Annotated in this window: 7 protein-coding genes; all 7 read right to left on the bottom strand. The window is 42.1% G+C overall.

The genetic code is table 11. The features are described from left to right. Positions 1-509: 509 nt before the first annotated feature. Entirely contained in the window at positions 510-2,132 is a 1,623-nt protein-coding gene (locus tag GJU87_RS01820; protein WP_228491814.1) for a glycoside hydrolase, read from the bottom strand. 108 nt (positions 2,133-2,240) lie between these two features. Beyond that, positions 2,241-4,490 (bottom strand): family 43 glycosylhydrolase, encoded by a 2,250-nt coding sequence (locus tag GJU87_RS01815; protein ID WP_194831414.1) that lies wholly within the window; start codon positions 4,488-4,490, stop codon positions 2,241-2,243. A gap of 318 nt (positions 4,491-4,808) precedes the next feature. Continuing rightward, on the bottom strand, positions 4,809-5,852 hold the full coding sequence (locus GJU87_RS01810; protein ID WP_153637945.1) for a DUF5627 domain-containing protein: 1,044 nt from the start codon (positions 5,850-5,852) through the stop codon (positions 4,809-4,811). 30 nt (positions 5,853-5,882) lie between these two features. After that, positions 5,883-7,640 carry a RagB/SusD family nutrient uptake outer membrane protein gene (locus GJU87_RS01805; protein ID WP_153637944.1) on the bottom strand — a complete coding sequence of 586 codons (1,758 nt, stop codon included), beginning with the start codon at positions 7,638-7,640 and terminating at the stop codon, positions 5,883-5,885. Between the two features lie 23 nt (positions 7,641-7,663). After that, entirely contained in the window at positions 7,664-10,492 is a 2,829-nt protein-coding gene (locus GJU87_RS01800) for a SusC/RagA family TonB-linked outer membrane protein (RefSeq protein WP_228491813.1), read from the bottom strand. 25 nt (positions 10,493-10,517) lie between these two features. After that, a complete protein-coding gene (locus GJU87_RS01795; protein WP_153637943.1) occupies positions 10,518-12,338 on the bottom strand; it encodes a RagB/SusD family nutrient uptake outer membrane protein in 1,821 nt (606 codons plus the stop codon). Positions 12,339-12,348: 10 nt separating this feature from the next. Next, a complete protein-coding gene (locus GJU87_RS01790) occupies positions 12,349-15,504 on the bottom strand; it encodes a TonB-dependent receptor (protein WP_153637942.1) in 3,156 nt (1,051 codons plus the stop codon). Between the last annotated feature and the right edge of the window lie 250 nt (positions 15,505-15,754).

Raw genomic sequence — 15,754 nt, 5'->3', positions numbered from 1 at the left:
TAAGCAATCTCAATTGAGACACTCATTGCATAATAAAATTCCGGTTTTTCACCAGAGTAATTTCCTGTTAAGACTCACATCACGGTGGAGTTCTACGTTTAGAAGGCATGTAGTGTCTGGATTCATTTTGTCTGTTTTATTTATCGGGCGGAGAAAGAATTAAACACCTCATGATCTTCTATTATTCGACGACTATCAGGCTCAATTCAAAATCCTTAATCAAGTTAGATGGCTAAAATTATCGATACCACCCCATATGGACTTTTGATTTGAGATATTTCACTTCAAATTTGAGACACGAAACTTCCCGTTAAAAAAAATTACTCGTTATCAATCGTTTTAAAAAGAGGGAAATATTCAGGACTTAAATTGGATAACGTAAAAACAGAGCCCGGATAATTCTGGCTCTGTCCTGTTTTTAGTTATCAATAAATGATGCTCTATTGACAAGCTAATTATTGCAGATACTAAATAAAAACTCACTTCAATGCCCGGTTTTCCTAAATCAATCATTCAATGACAATCGTTGTAACACTATTGGCAGTTATATCCACAGTTACATTAGTATTATCCGGGGTCAGATTTTCCATTTTCCGGTTGACAAACTCTGAGGTTGTATATGCCACAGCTGATGAGACGACCGTTGAATTGATCAGGTTGACACCCGGAACATCCACATTGGTTGGATTAACAATTGCCACAACAATTTTATTGTCTCCTTTGTAGGCAGTAATTATCAATCCGGATGATGTATTCTCAAGCCGGGCTTGTATTCGAACATATCCTGGCCTGACGAATTTGGCAAACTGAGACATGGCATAACCTCTTTTTAAAATCTGTCCCCGGGTTGTTCCTCTTTCACCATCGCCCAGAAAGGAATAATAACGACGAATGTACCACCAAATGTATGCGTTCCAGTTATCCATCATAGCGGTTTGAATCTCTCTGACCATCTTCATTGATTCATCCCAAATGGTTTTCACACCCGTATTCCCGGTCCAGTTATCAGGATTATTACCGCTATCGAGATTTAATAAGTGTTCCGTCATCCAAATTTCTTTCCCTTTTTGTACGGCTAACGGATAAGGTTCAAGGCCCGCTCCATACAAGTGACCACCAATAATATCCAGATTATCAGCGGCAACCGGGTCATTCAAAATATCGTCGGTATATGCCTGATTGAAATTCAGCGATTCGGCCGCCAGCACCTTAGCTCCCTTAATGCCACCGGCATAGTTTTTCACAAAATTGAACATCTCCGAAGTCGTATATTCGCATCCCTCGTATGGTGCTTTCCAGTCGGGTTCGTTCTGTATGGAAACCACATCGACAGTAGCACCTTGTGAGCTCATATACTGGATGAACTCATTTATGTAATTAACAAAGTCGGCATAATGTGTCTCCAGCAAAGAACCACCGCCATCCACACTGTTGTTACTTTTCCATACAGCAGGTGGCGACCAGGGAGTAGCCAATACTTTCACATGATGGGCATTGGCACCTTTAATACTGTTGACCAGGCCTGCCCAATCGTTTTTATCAGAAGACAACCGTACTCTCAAAATTGACAGTCCCAAATCATTGTCTCCTGTGCCAAAAGCCAAATCCATTTCTGAAGATGATAGATAATCTGTTCCCCAAATGGCGTTAGCACCGCCAAACCCGGACACAGTTTGGTAAGTGATGCTGGGATCAATTGTCACATTCTGTTTCACGACAGGTTTGGCAGCCTGGATAATAACAATGGTATCGCTCAGATTATCCGTAACAGAAGAGATAATAACCTGCTGACGATTTTGGGTACTCGTCAGATTAGAGCCATATATGATGCTGACAGAAGTCTGCGTGTTCTCTTCATAGGCTGAACCAGCATTAGCCGGAGTAATTTGGGTGATAAACTTCTGCCCTTCTTTCGCATCGCCAGCTTTTATATTCCAGGTTGTATAGGACGATTCCACTTCAATGCTGATCGTTCCGCCATCCGTTGAAAGTTCTTCCAAGGGAACGGTACTCTCAATGAACGAAAGCGAAGCATTCTTCGGTACAATATCCCCGGAGTTTTTACTACATGCAACGAACAAAAAGAGAATCCCCCAAAAGCACCATTTCATGTATTTCGGCAGGTTATTCATTTTTATTTAGCTCAGTTTAATCAATTGGTTTATCCATCGTTAGCATCAAATCGGATATGACAGATATCGACTTCAGATATATTTATCGTGATTTAAGTATACTCCTTATTATTGAACAAATATTTTGGAACTGGCCGATAAAGTATTGTTCGATACTTTCAGGATATACATATCCTTGTTTAATTCAAGTCTTAAAGTGGTAGCATTAATTTCTGCACTATAAGATTTCTTTGCCATGCCCCTTCCCAGCATATCATAAATCGACAAATCCTTAAAATAAAAATCGGACGTGACATTGATTTTATCCTCTGTCGGATTAGGAAATATTTTCAGGGTACCTCGCGCTCTCAGGTCATTTACAGAGGTTGGTCTGGAAGACGTTGCAAAAACCAGATTTTTTACCGTCATGAAATTTTCATTGTCTCGCCCGATAAATCTGAGATAAACGTCATGCATGCCGGTTGTTGCAATAGTTGGGGCAGTAAAGATTTTAAATGAACCCGAACCACCGGTATTTGAAATCTTACAGGTTGCTATTTTCTTTCCGGTGCCAATCGAATCCAGCCAAACCTCTACGGTCGCATCGTGAACGCATGAAGCCGTAATCTTTACAGAATCACAGGTCTTAGCATAATCATCACTACCAAACTCAACACCTGCATACAATGCCCAGTCTCCGTTATGAATATCACCCAATGCATATTCACCTGCTGACACCTGGATGCGCCTGGTACCAAGCTGGTTTGCCGGACACTCAGCCAGAATAGGCGTGTAGGCATCCCGGTAGATATACAAATCGAAATCTGCACTCCTGCTGCCCTGTACATATAATCCCTGCCGGTTACCGCACCAGCCATTAAAATCGGCACTGTAACTATCCATTTTTGAAACATCAATATCTCTCCCCACTTTGATCCAATCAAATCCATCTGTACTGTAATAGCCAGAAAGTATATGATCATTTCTTAGCAGTTTCAACCAGATGACATTCCCGGTCTGATTTGCTGAATTATAGATAGCATTACCATAACTGAACCGTGCAACTTTTTTTCCGTCAGAATTTAGCGTACAGAAAACCTTTGCAAAAAGGTTTTCCTTACCGTTCATGATACGAATTCCTGCTTCATCATTAGTAGAAGATGGACTGAAATCAACCCTGGTTATCAGCGAATAGTTATGTTCCGGATCGGTTTTAATAATTGTATTGGGTTTCTCAATTGATTTCGGCGTTAACCGAATCCAACCCGGACGAACAGTCAGAGACCATGTATTATCAGGTGTATAGCCTAAAAAAGACCATTCCGGATTAAGCTTGTCACTGGTAAAAAAGTCAGCTTTGGGAACCATCCACGGTATTCCGCTACTGGATAATTTGGGTGCGGTAAAACTTCGGTTAGAAGGATAATCGGCTACCGCATTATTATTTGCATCATAGTGAACCTGATTTAATAAGCCTTGCCTTCCCTGGCCAAACCATTCCCCCTTGTTACCTCTGGCCCATACGGGATGTACAACCCAACTGGTACTATCATCAATCATCACTGCAGCCGAGCTATGATTTGGTCCGGAAAATATGGCAGTGGCTTTCCCCGGGTCGTTTTCATTAAAAAAATCGACAGGACTTGTCCAGGCTGAAGAATCAGCGGTCAATGTTTTACTCCTCATGTATTTTTGACCACCACTTACATCCCTTGCAAATGAATAATAATAGTACCCATTACGCTTCCACATAACAGGTCCCTCTGCCCAACTATATGGGAAACGTCCATTAGAATCCTTTGCATTCAACCACTTTAAATTATAAACAACACCAGTCGGTTGGCCATCCTTACTCAATTCAACTATTCCATTATTCTGTTGGCCATTTTTTACCACCATATACCATTTCCCATCATCATCAATGAAGATAGAATTATCATATCCGAGCGGATATGGTAATTGTGGAGGATTCTGAACTTTCACCGGCATGCTCCATGGTCCCTCAGGTTTATCTGCAGTTGTAAAGTACATACTCCCATGGCTGAAGAAAAACCAATACTTATGATTGTAGAAAACCATCTGTCCACCCCAGCAACCGCCCTGCGGCTTATCACCATAATCTTTCCAATTTGCTGATACAGGTTGAGCAATAGCTTCCCAGTGCACTAAATCGGTCGAGTGATAAATAACCGGAGTCGGATTAAAAGACGAGCCCGTTGTATAAAAGTCGTGTCCAACTTTTGTCAATGTACAGTCGGAATGATCGCCCGGAATTACCGGATTATTGTAGGTTTTAAATGATACTGACTGACAATGAGCAGCATTAGTCCCCAGCATATATATAATCATATATAACAGGACAAAAAATATCTTTTTCACGCTATAAACCGTTTTTAACTTTGATGTTTTAATAAGATGAGAAATTCTGCTCTCCCGATATGAAATCCCGACGACCTCCATATCACTCCTAGTGTGATGTCATGCACCAGGCACATTTGTATACTTTGCGTAATATCCTTCGCTGACGACACCTTCATTTTTCCATATACCGACCCCATCACGTATCCAAATGACTGACAAGGGCCTTCAACGAGAATCGTTACGACATCTAGCTGATGTCACACACGCCTTCTCATATAAAAATATTGGAGAGGCTTTGAAGACCTCTCCAATATGATATAGCTCTAACTTATTTGATTAATTGCCGACAACATAGGGGGTAAACGTTTCCATTTTTACGTTCCGATCCCGAATGACCAGTGTATCGGTAAACGAATGTGTTGTCGTTCCAAAATCGACGTTGTATTTCAGGTGCATCACATCGTGTTTTTCACCGCCCCAGGAATCTCCATTTTCTACAAAATCACCACTACCCGTGATAGTATAACCAGCAGAATCAGGATTAGAGACAGTGCATTTCCCTGAATCATCCACTTTAATTCTGAGTTCGAAAGGCATTTCGGTTGCATCTCCTTTGTTTACTGTTTTAAGCACAATAGAAACCTCATCCATCGACAACGTTTTCGCGGTAACAACTTCATCATCTACCGTATATTCCTGATGATAAACGATTGTCGTATCCAGAGAACTGTTTCCACCATTGCCTTTCACGTCGTCTACACCTCTTCTCAGGTAACTACCATTCCAAGGATTCACATACTTGACACCGTAAAGAATGTAATTCTTAGGAACAATTGTCCAATCAGCAGCCACCCGCGGATCAGGGTTATCCATACTGCTCTTTCCGCTCAATATCGAATCAGCATTTTCTACCGACGTAATACGCACAGGAATAACAAACGTGTTTTTAATCGAACGGGGATCAGCAAAGAAGGCATCGGTAAGTTGCACTTCAATTCCCCCCACGATGGAATCAGCAGGAATGACGAGCTGCTTATCACTTGAAAGCGTGTAATAATTTGATGGCATAGCGATCACATCATCTCCGGATGCATCATCAAATTTCAGATTGTCACAGAGCGAATTGTCTACTTCAATGTGAAGTATCCTGTCAACGTTATTATTGTACACTCCTCCCATAGTTGCCATAATTTTGCATTTGTGCGCATTATCGAGGGTGTTGTCGTAGATATCCTTTCCGAGTACCAATGTCCTCACCGGAGCCTGGTAAGGAAAATACACCGTAGTATATTTATAATCAGGGAACGACCAGTCCTGATTATGGCAAGCACTCATCAGGAAAGGAAGAGCTATTAATAAGATATAAAAAATCCTTTTCATTGTTCTAAAGTTTAAAGTTGTAACTGAGCATTACCAACCTGCATTCTGTTCCAGATTATTTGCTTTAAGTATTTCATTATATGGAATCGGTCCATAGTACATGTAATCACTATATTGCCTTTTCTCGACAGTACTAAACTGGAAATTTCCACCGGTAATACGGACTCCCAGGGCAGGATCAGTAATGCTTTCCTTCCAACGGCGCAGATCCCAAAAGCGGAAACCTTCGAAGCACAATTCCAATCGTCTTTCGTTGTGGATCAGTTTTCTCATATCCTCCTTTGTGCTAATGGATGCCAAATAGTCATCAGGTTGAGAAATACCAGCTCTTTCACGTAATGCAGCAATGACATCACGTGCAGAATATCCGTGAGTTCCTTCACCATCAGGTCCCCAGGCCTCGTTTGCCGCCTCTGCATAATCGAGGAATATCTCGGTATAACGAATACGCGCAACATAATGCTTTTGTGTATTGGTATTCACTGGGTCAAGATTGACATCTTCACGAAGCAGTTTGCGCATATAGTAACCGGTACGTGTAGAGGTTGAAATAGCATCCAGTCCGTCGTCGGTTTTTCCTACCTCGGTATAGACAGTCGATCCACCGGGACCTTCCGAACTTCCGTTCACAACAACATACTTGTTTAACCGAGGGTCGCGATTCGCATAAGGGTTGTTGGGATCATAACCACTGTTAGCGTCAGTGATGGGATAACCATTGGCCATTGGAAAAGCGTTCACCAAATTTTGGGTTGGATTAACTCGTCCCTTACCATACAGACTCGGTGGATAATTATCCGATTCCAAACTATTCTCATCACTTATATTTGTTCTCCAAAGCACCTCAGCAGGATTAGCCCCTGCGGATAAACCATCAATCTCACCCGAGTTAGACTTGGCATACCAGGAGCCTCCATTGCTTGCCATACCAGAGACACCACCAATCAAATCAAGAACCTTCGCCGCATCATCCGCTGCATCCGACCACTTTACAGTGGTTCCCTGATTAAAGGCAGGACTTGCTGCGAGTAACGAAATCCGGGCACGTATTGCTTTAACAATGCGAGCAGTTAGTCGTTGTCGATTGTAGGCACCAAACACCCTGTTATAATCAGAAACATTTGTTTTACCTGCATATTTGTCTGGTATCTCACTGGTGCTATTGATATCCTCAAAGTCGAGAGGCAAATATTTCTCGGCTTGATCGAGATCCTTATAAATTTGCTGCACACACTCTTCAAATGTATTACGCGGCAGATTAAAATCAGACTTAGCATCCAAAGGTTCAGTCAAGATCGGTACTCCTAAAAGTCTACCGTCTGAAGTCCATCCACCATGAGCCTGTAAAAGGTAGTACATAAAGAGAGCACGTAATCCGTACGCTTCTCCTTTAGTCCGATCATTGAACATTTCTTTAGTGTACTCACCGGTGGTCGCCCAATCGACCTTATCGGTTTCTTTCAATATCCTATTTAAATATTGAATGGCTGCAAAACCGCTGGTCCATTCTTCCATCGGATTATTCATAGCCGACCATTGACCAGTAGCCATCGAGAGATATTGGTTATTTCCGTCATTCGTTACCGCATCATCTGTAGCAACATCATTGAATGAATAACTTCCGGAGGGTAACCGAACGTAACCGTTTAGCAGGAGTCCCTCTGCAAATGCTGCATCGCTATATATATCGTCCAAACCACGGTTGTTTTCATCAGCAGGAGATAGAAAATCCTGACAACCGGAGAAAACCAAGGCTATGGCTAACAATATGATTAATTTCTTTTTCATATTCATGTCTGTTTTTTTGTCCCTTAAAATTCAGCTTTGATACCCATATTGTAGAAGCGTGTCTGGGGTACCCCACCAACGTTCAGCTGCAGAATATCCTTATTCTTTGAAATAGTCAGCAGGTTTGAGCCACTGACATAAATATTCAAACCTTTCAGATAAGAGTTTTGCAAAACACTCTTCGGCAAAGAATAAGTCAACTGTACCTTAGAAAGATCGACACGATCAGTACTGTAAGTCCAGAAATCTGAGTTACGGAAGTTATTGTTTCCACTTAGAGTAGTTAACCGAGGATAGGTTGCAGTATTCTTATTTTCTTCAGTCCAGCTGTTGCGGACGACATCTGAATACTTTCTATCACCGTATACCCAATAATAGTCACTGTTCTTCATGCCTGTTCCTCCAATCGACGTTGTTCCCAGGACAAAAAGTGTCAAGTCTTTCCATTGGGCTGTAAAATTTAATCCGCCGGTAAACGTACTTCCCCAATGTCCGATCATTACTTCATCTCGTTCATCAATCACACCGTCTCCGTTCTGATCTTTGTACTTAATATCACCCGGCTTAACCTCACCAAATTTCTGCAATGCATGGCCGTCAATATCAGCTTGGTCGGCGAAAAAACCTTCGCTCTGCAAGCCGAAAATAGCATCAACCGGTTTACCGGCACGATTGCGATACGAGTCTTCATAAAGCTCATCGCGCTTCAATGCTTTTGTCTTTACATAGGTTCCGGCTGCACCAATCGTCAAATTCACTTCTCCCAACTGTTTATGGAAATTCAACTGAAAATCAAATCCATGATAGCTGTTTGCTTCAAAATTTGTATAAGGCACAAAAGAGGTTTCGGGGTAAGAAGTATAAAAATAACTCGGATATTGCGTATAAGCCTGAACAGGCATTCCATCCTTTTTGATAAAGAATGCAGTCGCCTTGAGATCCAGTTTCCGGTTAAACAAAGAGCTTTCTATTCCGAAATTGACTTCCTTTCGCTTGGTATAGGCCAAATTTCTGTTTGCCCCACGTAAAATGGTGGTCGTTCTGTTCGTGAAATTTCCATCCTGCCATGAAAAATAGGCAGTGGGAGCGTAAACAGCATCGTACAAATAATAGTTGTCAATATCCAAATCGGTGTTGACAACACCAGCGGAGGCGGTCAGCTTTAAGCGATTAACAACGTCGGAACCTTTCAGAAAACCTTCATCGCTCAATACCCATCCCAGATTCAGAGTTGGTGAAAAAGCAACTCGTTTTTTGGTAGACAATTTAGTCGAGTTAACAACAGCGCCACTGAAGTCGACGTAGTATTTGTGCGCGTAATTGTATGCCATCTGAACTCCAAGATTGGCGTTAGTGCCATACTGGAAATTGCCGGTTTGTCGTTGCCGGGTTGCCGCAGCAACCAACATGGCAGATACGTTATGCTTTTCCTTGAAAGTATTCACATAGTCGAAGTGAAAATTAAAATCAATCACCTGATCGTTCCAATTGTCACTCAGGTTTTGAGTCCCGGTATTACTATCTTTATTGTATTTGGTAAGACTGGTAATGGAATCATTATTAGCGTCCCAAGTCGGCACATAGACAGCATAAGTATTATTAATCGATTCATTATACGTATTCGAATAGTCTACACTCATTTGTCCATGAAAGGACAAGCCTTGCAAAAACTTGTTAAGGTCGGCGTTAACTCCGCCAGTATACTGAAACTGACGACTGGTGAAAGTAGTATGTCCAGCCGCATATGCATCGGCAATCGGGTTGGTGAGATATTGCTGAGAGCCTCCCAACAAATATTTTCCATCAATAATATGCCGGCTGTTAGCCACCAACTGCTGAGCAGCATCCGAGGTTTTCGAAATTAAATCAATCGGGATAAGTGGTGAAAAACGATGAGGCTGAATAGAAGCCGCCTCATTCCAATAATTACCATTTGCCGAGCGACTGTCATAGAATACTGTTGATACATTAACATAAGTAGTGATATAGTCATTAATCTTTAAATCAATATTACCACGTACATTCAACCGGTTATTTGTCTCGTTGTTTCCTTCACCAATTTTCAACAACGAATTCTGGTTCTGAAAGCCAACCTCGGCATAAAATCGGGCACGATCGTTACCACCCGAAAACTGCGCATTAGCAGAATAGGTGTTAAACAACTTGCGTAAATAATCGGACGAATAGTAGTTAACGTCCGGGTATCGATACGGATTTGATTGAGTTGCATAATTACTAATCGTGGCATCATCATACAAAGGAGCAAGTCCGTCATTCACTGAAGCCTGATTGTAATACTTCATGTATTCAGCTGAGCCAAGATATTTTGGATAAGCTATCGGCATGTTAACACCTGCGTTAGCGCGAACACTAGTCCAACGTTTACCAGCTTTTCCTCGCTTTGTCGTAATCTGAATTACTCCGTTGGCAGCACGACTACCATATAGTACTACTGCATTAGCGCCTTTCAAAAATGTAATCTGCGCGATTTCACTTGGCGTAACATCGTTTATAGAACGAGGGACTCCGTCAATTAGTACTAACGCTTTTCCCATATTCCACAGATTATTTCCACCAACAAAAGCGGCAACACCATCCAACGGATTAGTACTATACCCCTTATCCAGGTAATCTGAAGGATTCAATACGGAGATAGCACCGGACACGTCTTTCTCTTTTTCAGTCCTATATGCTACATTCACCGATTTATCGCCGGCTCCGTAAACCACATGTACCAAAGAGTCATTTCCGGAAGTGGCAGTATTTTCAATATTGGAAGTTTGTCCTGCAGCTCCCCCAATGAAACCGAAGCACATTCCGAATAAAATCAATCCTATTCTTATTAGTTTCATTATTCTTCCTTTTTAGTTAAGTTATTTACCATCCCGGATTCTGACCAAATGAAGGATAGAGTGATACATCGTCAATTTTCAGTGGCAACCAATAGTCTTTGGGTTCAAAGGGACGCGTCAAAATCACTTTTTCTTTCATATTGATTGGTTTACCATCAGGACCACGGTCAAAATCGACTTCGGTTTTTTCCCGGTATTTCAATTCTCCTGCAAGCATCCAACGCCTTAAATCATTAAAACGGAAGTCACCCTCAAAACCGAGTTCAACAGCACGCTCACGAACAATTTCGCCCATAAACTTATCTTTGTCGGCTACATATTTCTGTGCAACCGGACCAGCTCCACTGCGGGTTCGTACCTTGTTGAATGCCTCCTCAGCAGTCATATATCCGGGATAACTAGCAGTTGCCGAACCATATCCTTGCAAAACTGCTTCGGAATACATCAGGTAAACATCGGCCAAACGCATATAGGACAAGTGCATGTAATTGTCGGGAAAATTATCGATACTATTGGCCGTCATTGGCGTCAGTTTTCGAAGCAGATAGCCGGTACGACCTGTAGCCTGGGCATTTCGACTGTGACCTCCATTGTATAGTGCCGCATAACGATACTTTTCTTTGTCAGCCGGAGCGGAACCTTTAATTACCTGATCGCCGTCAATAACAATGTCGTGGTAAAAGCGTGGATCACGATTAGCCCAGGGATCTGCCGGATCATAACCAGATTGGGGATCATCGATCGGCAAACCATTAGCCATACCATAATTTTCAACAAACCGGGCATTCGGAGATGAATAACCACCACCAATATTTGCCTCCGTAAACAGGGAACTTGGCCCCCAGGGACAACCTAAAAACCAAGAGCTATAAACAGGTGACTGAAAAATGGTTTCTGGATATCCCGGTATTGCTCCGTTTCGTCCACTACTATAAAAAAGATTGCTGTAATTCGAGAAATCAACTAACCTTACTTTAGTAGCTCCGCTATCGACATACTTCAATAATTCAGCAAATGCTGCTGCTGCTTTCTGACAATAGTCAGCGTTAAATGTGGCACTGCCGGTAGAAGATTTATTCATCAGGGGGCTTCCTGCATAGAGATAATCTTTGCCTAAATAGCCCAACGCTGTTATCTTGGTGATTCGCTGTTCGTTTTTACCCAAAGTAAGCTTCCCTGCCTCAGTATTATCCCAATCAACTGGTAAAAGGTCGGCAGCTTCCCTAAAGTCCCGGGCCACACTATCAGCCAGCTGTTGATAACTCAGACGTGGCAATTCCAGTTTTTCGTTAGATGATAACACATGATTTATGTATGGAAGTCCTCCCCAGTAAGTCATCAGTTCGAAATGGAACCAGCCACGGAAAAACAACAATTGACCCTTAATCAGATCCTTCTCTTCCTGAGTCGCATCTGTTAGCAGATCCAAATTCTCCAAGCCTAAATTCGCTTTACGAATAGCATACCAGGCATTGGGCCACAGACCTCTCCCCCGATCACCAGCTCCAGTTACAACAGAGCCATTATCTAACCAGGAAATCCACGAGCTGTTTGTCCAACCCCAGTAATCTCCCTTATCAAATATGTCATCCAGCCATATTCCACCGTCTTTATGAACTACCGCATCGCCCATATTCCAATCTGTGGCCCAGTTCGCCGAAGTATAATCAGGAACGCAACTATACAGCATTTCTGTATATCCCTGAAAGTTAGTGAAGTTGATAAAAGCATCCGTTGACGAAACTTCCGCCTCAGGTGCCCTGTCGAGAAATTTAGTACAAGCGGTCAGTCCGATTATCGAGAAAAAGACCAGACCTCTTAAAATATTTTTTATATATCTTTTCATTACGCCTGTTTTAGAAAGTTAAATTAAGCCCAAGATTGATGCGTCTCACTGTAGGATAGGCTGTAGATGCCCCCATATTAACTTCACGGTCATCCGGCATCTTCGTCCATAACAATAAGTTATCGCCGTTCAAATAAACACGAAGAGAATTAGCACCAATTCGGTCAAGCCAGGATGATATATTGCTCCTGAACGTATAAGCAATCTCAGCATTCTTCAATCGAACGTAGGAGCCGTCGTACAAATACGTGGTTCCCGTATAGGCCATGTGAGAATCCCACCGCGGCATCGGTATATTCGCGTTCGGATTGTCTTTCGTCCAAACTGTACCATTGTTGTAAGCCCTGTCAATATGTCCCGAGAAATCGGCCAGTGACAAATAGCGATTGGCATTGTTTACACCGTAGAACTGCACAAAAGCGCTAAATCCTTTCCAATCGACACCGATTTTTGCGCTATATGTATTCTGAGGACGCTCGGGATATCCATAGGGCACATTATCGTAAGAGTCAATCACTCCATCGCCGTTAAAATCCACGATATAAAGGTTCCCTGGTAGTTTTTCTGCATCATATGTATTCAACCGGGTACTACTGTAAACCTGATCCCATGTATTATAGTAACCATCACTTATCATGGAACGGGTTTGCCCAATTTGCTTTCCTTCAGTTTTCAAATAATTATCTTTGAGCAGCGGATCATCCGCTTCAATAACCCGATCCTTCGCATGTGACATATTAAAGTTCCCCCACAGGCGAACTCCGTTAGGTAATGTCTTATTAACACGTAATTCTAATTCATAACCTTTTACACGAACCTTACCAAGGTTAGCCATTGCCGGTGTACCTCCAAAATATGAAGGAACCGCCCGGCTGTTGCCTGCCAAGAGAATATCAGTCCGGTAATCGTTGAAAACATCTACACTACCTGCGAATAAGTTATTCAGGAAAGAATAATCTACTCCAAAATTAGCTTTTGCAACCTTCTCCCAATGAATATCAGGGTTTCCAATTTTGGATTCCGACCACCACGTATAAGGACTGGTATCGGAACTGGTTGATCCCAAATGCGTATTTCCACCATAGGTCCACTGGGTCATATAGAGCCATCGTTCACTCACGTTGTCATCTCCTACCAATCCATAGGAAGCACGAAGTTTCAGCATATCCAGAAATTTCAATGACTTCATGAATCCTTCCTGGCTAATCATCCATCCTACAGCTCCGGAAGGGAAAAAAGCAAAACGATTGCTGGGGCCAAACTTCTCCGAACCGTTATAGGCACCATTTACCTCAAGAAAGTATTTGGATGCATAATTATAAGTGACACGGGAAACCCAGTCCTCACGAAAATGCTGAAATTCACTACCCGTAGCGTATTGGTCACGACTAAACACTCCCATAGCTGTTACGTCGTGCTGCCCGAATTTTCTGCCATAGTTTAGCTGTAACTCATAATATAACTTACGGTAGTTTTCACTCCCTCCCCATCTGTTTGTATACGTTTCATCAGCCCGGGGACTCCAACGCGTTGGTATAAAATCAAACTGGTTTGTCCCTAAATATTGAGTATAGGTTGCTTCTCCAGTAGCAGGATCTATCCATTTTTGTTGGATATTGCCATTGTCATAAATTCCTCCTACGGTTTTAAAGGTATTATCGTAAGAGAGTGTACCTTTCGCATTCAGCCCCTTTAAGAGCATACTTAAATCCTGCTTCAATGTATAATCAGTATTAATCCGGGTAGTTGTAATTTTCCGGATACCGTTATTGGCTATTGTAGCAGCGGAGTTAATAGCATCAACCTCGTGCTTGAAATAGTATCCCCACGAACCATCAGGATATTTAGGTAAGTAGGCGTCCGGTGGGGTACTGTAAATACTACTCCAAATACGATATTCCCAGTCGTCCTGGCCGTATGCATCCTGCTTAACACCATAAGAACCGGAAAGATTAACCGTCAGAACAGTCGTTTTAGTCAAATTGAAATCTAAGTTACTTCGAACATTGAGACGGTTGTATCCATATCCAGGATTATAAGATTTCCCATTGGGGATCTTCTTCAAAATATCACCTTCGTATAGATAGTCGACCGAAGTGAAATATTTAACGAAAGAAGTACCACCCGAAGCATTCACATTGACGTTATGGTCCATAGCAAATTTTTTGATCATCACGTCGTGCCAATCCACGTTCGGGTAGCGCTCTCTTTCTGTTTCATTGGCAGGATTACGATACTTATTGAGTATTGCCTGAGGCAGGTATTCATCCCACGCTGACGGATAAAGCGCCAATTCACGTTCGATTGCTTGATTTCGCAAATTCAGCGCATCATAAGAGTCGTATTTACTCGCCAGTTTCGATGGCAATTTCATGGTTGTATTAGCAGTAACCCGTATCTGAGCCTTACCTTCCTTTCCATGCTTTGTGGTAATCAAAATTACACCATTCGCGCCTCTTACACCATATACCGCAGTAGCCGACGCATCCTTTAATACAGAGATACTGGCAATCGAACTAACATCCACACTGTTCATTGGTCGTTCGATTCCATCGACCAAAATCAGCGGATCGCTGTTATTCCACGTACTTTGACCCCGAATATAAATCTTGGGATCTTCGGCTCCAGGAGTTCCTTGTGTTGAAACAGTTATAACTCCCGGTAAATTACCGGTTAAAGCTTGCCCCACAGTCGGAACACCTCCAGACTTCTCCAGGACTTCGCCTTTGGTCTGCGCTATTGCGCCAACCACACTCTTCTTTTTCTGCTGACCATATCCAACCACAACTGTTTCATTCAACTGAACCGATTGAGGCTTTAAGACAACAGTAATACTCTTTTTTGTATCAACCGGAATTTCCTGTGCCTTCATGCCGATGAAAGAAACCATAAGTGCTTTTGCCCCTTCTGGCACTTTGAGAGAGAACTTTCCGTTTACATCAGTAACAACACCAATCGTTGGCTCTCCTTTTACCACAACTGCAGCTCCGACAATTGGTTCGTGCTGTTCGTCTACCACAGTACCATGAACGTAAGTCTCGTTTTGTGCAAACACTGATGTACTACTGCAAATTAGCAATAAGACCATCCCGATTCCTGTGACAAACAACTTCAATCTTAATGCTGATAAAGAAATCGTTTGATATTGTATCTTTCTGTTTTTCATTTCCTATATTAATTTCATTATCTATATCTTTTGACAGTTTTTCACTAACAAGAAATATTCAGGTGACTATTTTGTCGTAAATAATCATTGCCCTCTCAAGAGGCATACAGTAGTTGTTCTTTGTCTTAATCATAGGCTTGAATTTTAAATCGATTTTAGTTATTCAATGAGTAGTCGTAGTTACAAATCACTTGATATGAGAATCATGTGTATTAAGCTCAAATAAGCGTGCTGCAGAAGAAGTCAGAAA

Origin of the sequence: Prolixibacter sp. NT017, from assembly GCF_009617875.1 — a bacterium.
Classification (GTDB): Bacteria; Bacteroidota; Bacteroidia; order Bacteroidales; family Prolixibacteraceae; genus Prolixibacter.
Note: the sequence above shows the minus strand (reverse complement) of the source record. Positions and strands in the feature narration are given on the sequence as shown.

Coding starts and splice junctions, on each gene's coding strand:
- GJU87_RS01820 (WP_228491814.1), bottom strand. CDS start 2,132: ATGAATAACCTGCCGAAATACATGAAATGGTGCTTTTGGGGGATTCTC.
- GJU87_RS01810 (WP_153637945.1), bottom strand. CDS start 5,852: ATGAAAAGGATTTTTTATATCTTATTAATAGCTCTTCCTTTCCTGATG.
- GJU87_RS01805 (WP_153637944.1), bottom strand. CDS start 7,640: ATGAAAAAGAAATTAATCATATTGTTAGCCATAGCCTTGGTTTTCTCC.
- GJU87_RS01800 (WP_228491813.1), bottom strand. CDS start 10,492: ATGAAACTAATAAGAATAGGATTGATTTTATTCGGAATGTGCTTCGGT.
- GJU87_RS01795 (WP_153637943.1), bottom strand. CDS start 12,338: ATGAAAAGATATATAAAAAATATTTTAAGAGGTCTGGTCTTTTTCTCG.
- GJU87_RS01790 (WP_153637942.1), bottom strand. CDS start 15,504: ATGAAAAACAGAAAGATACAATATCAAACGATTTCTTTATCAGCATTA.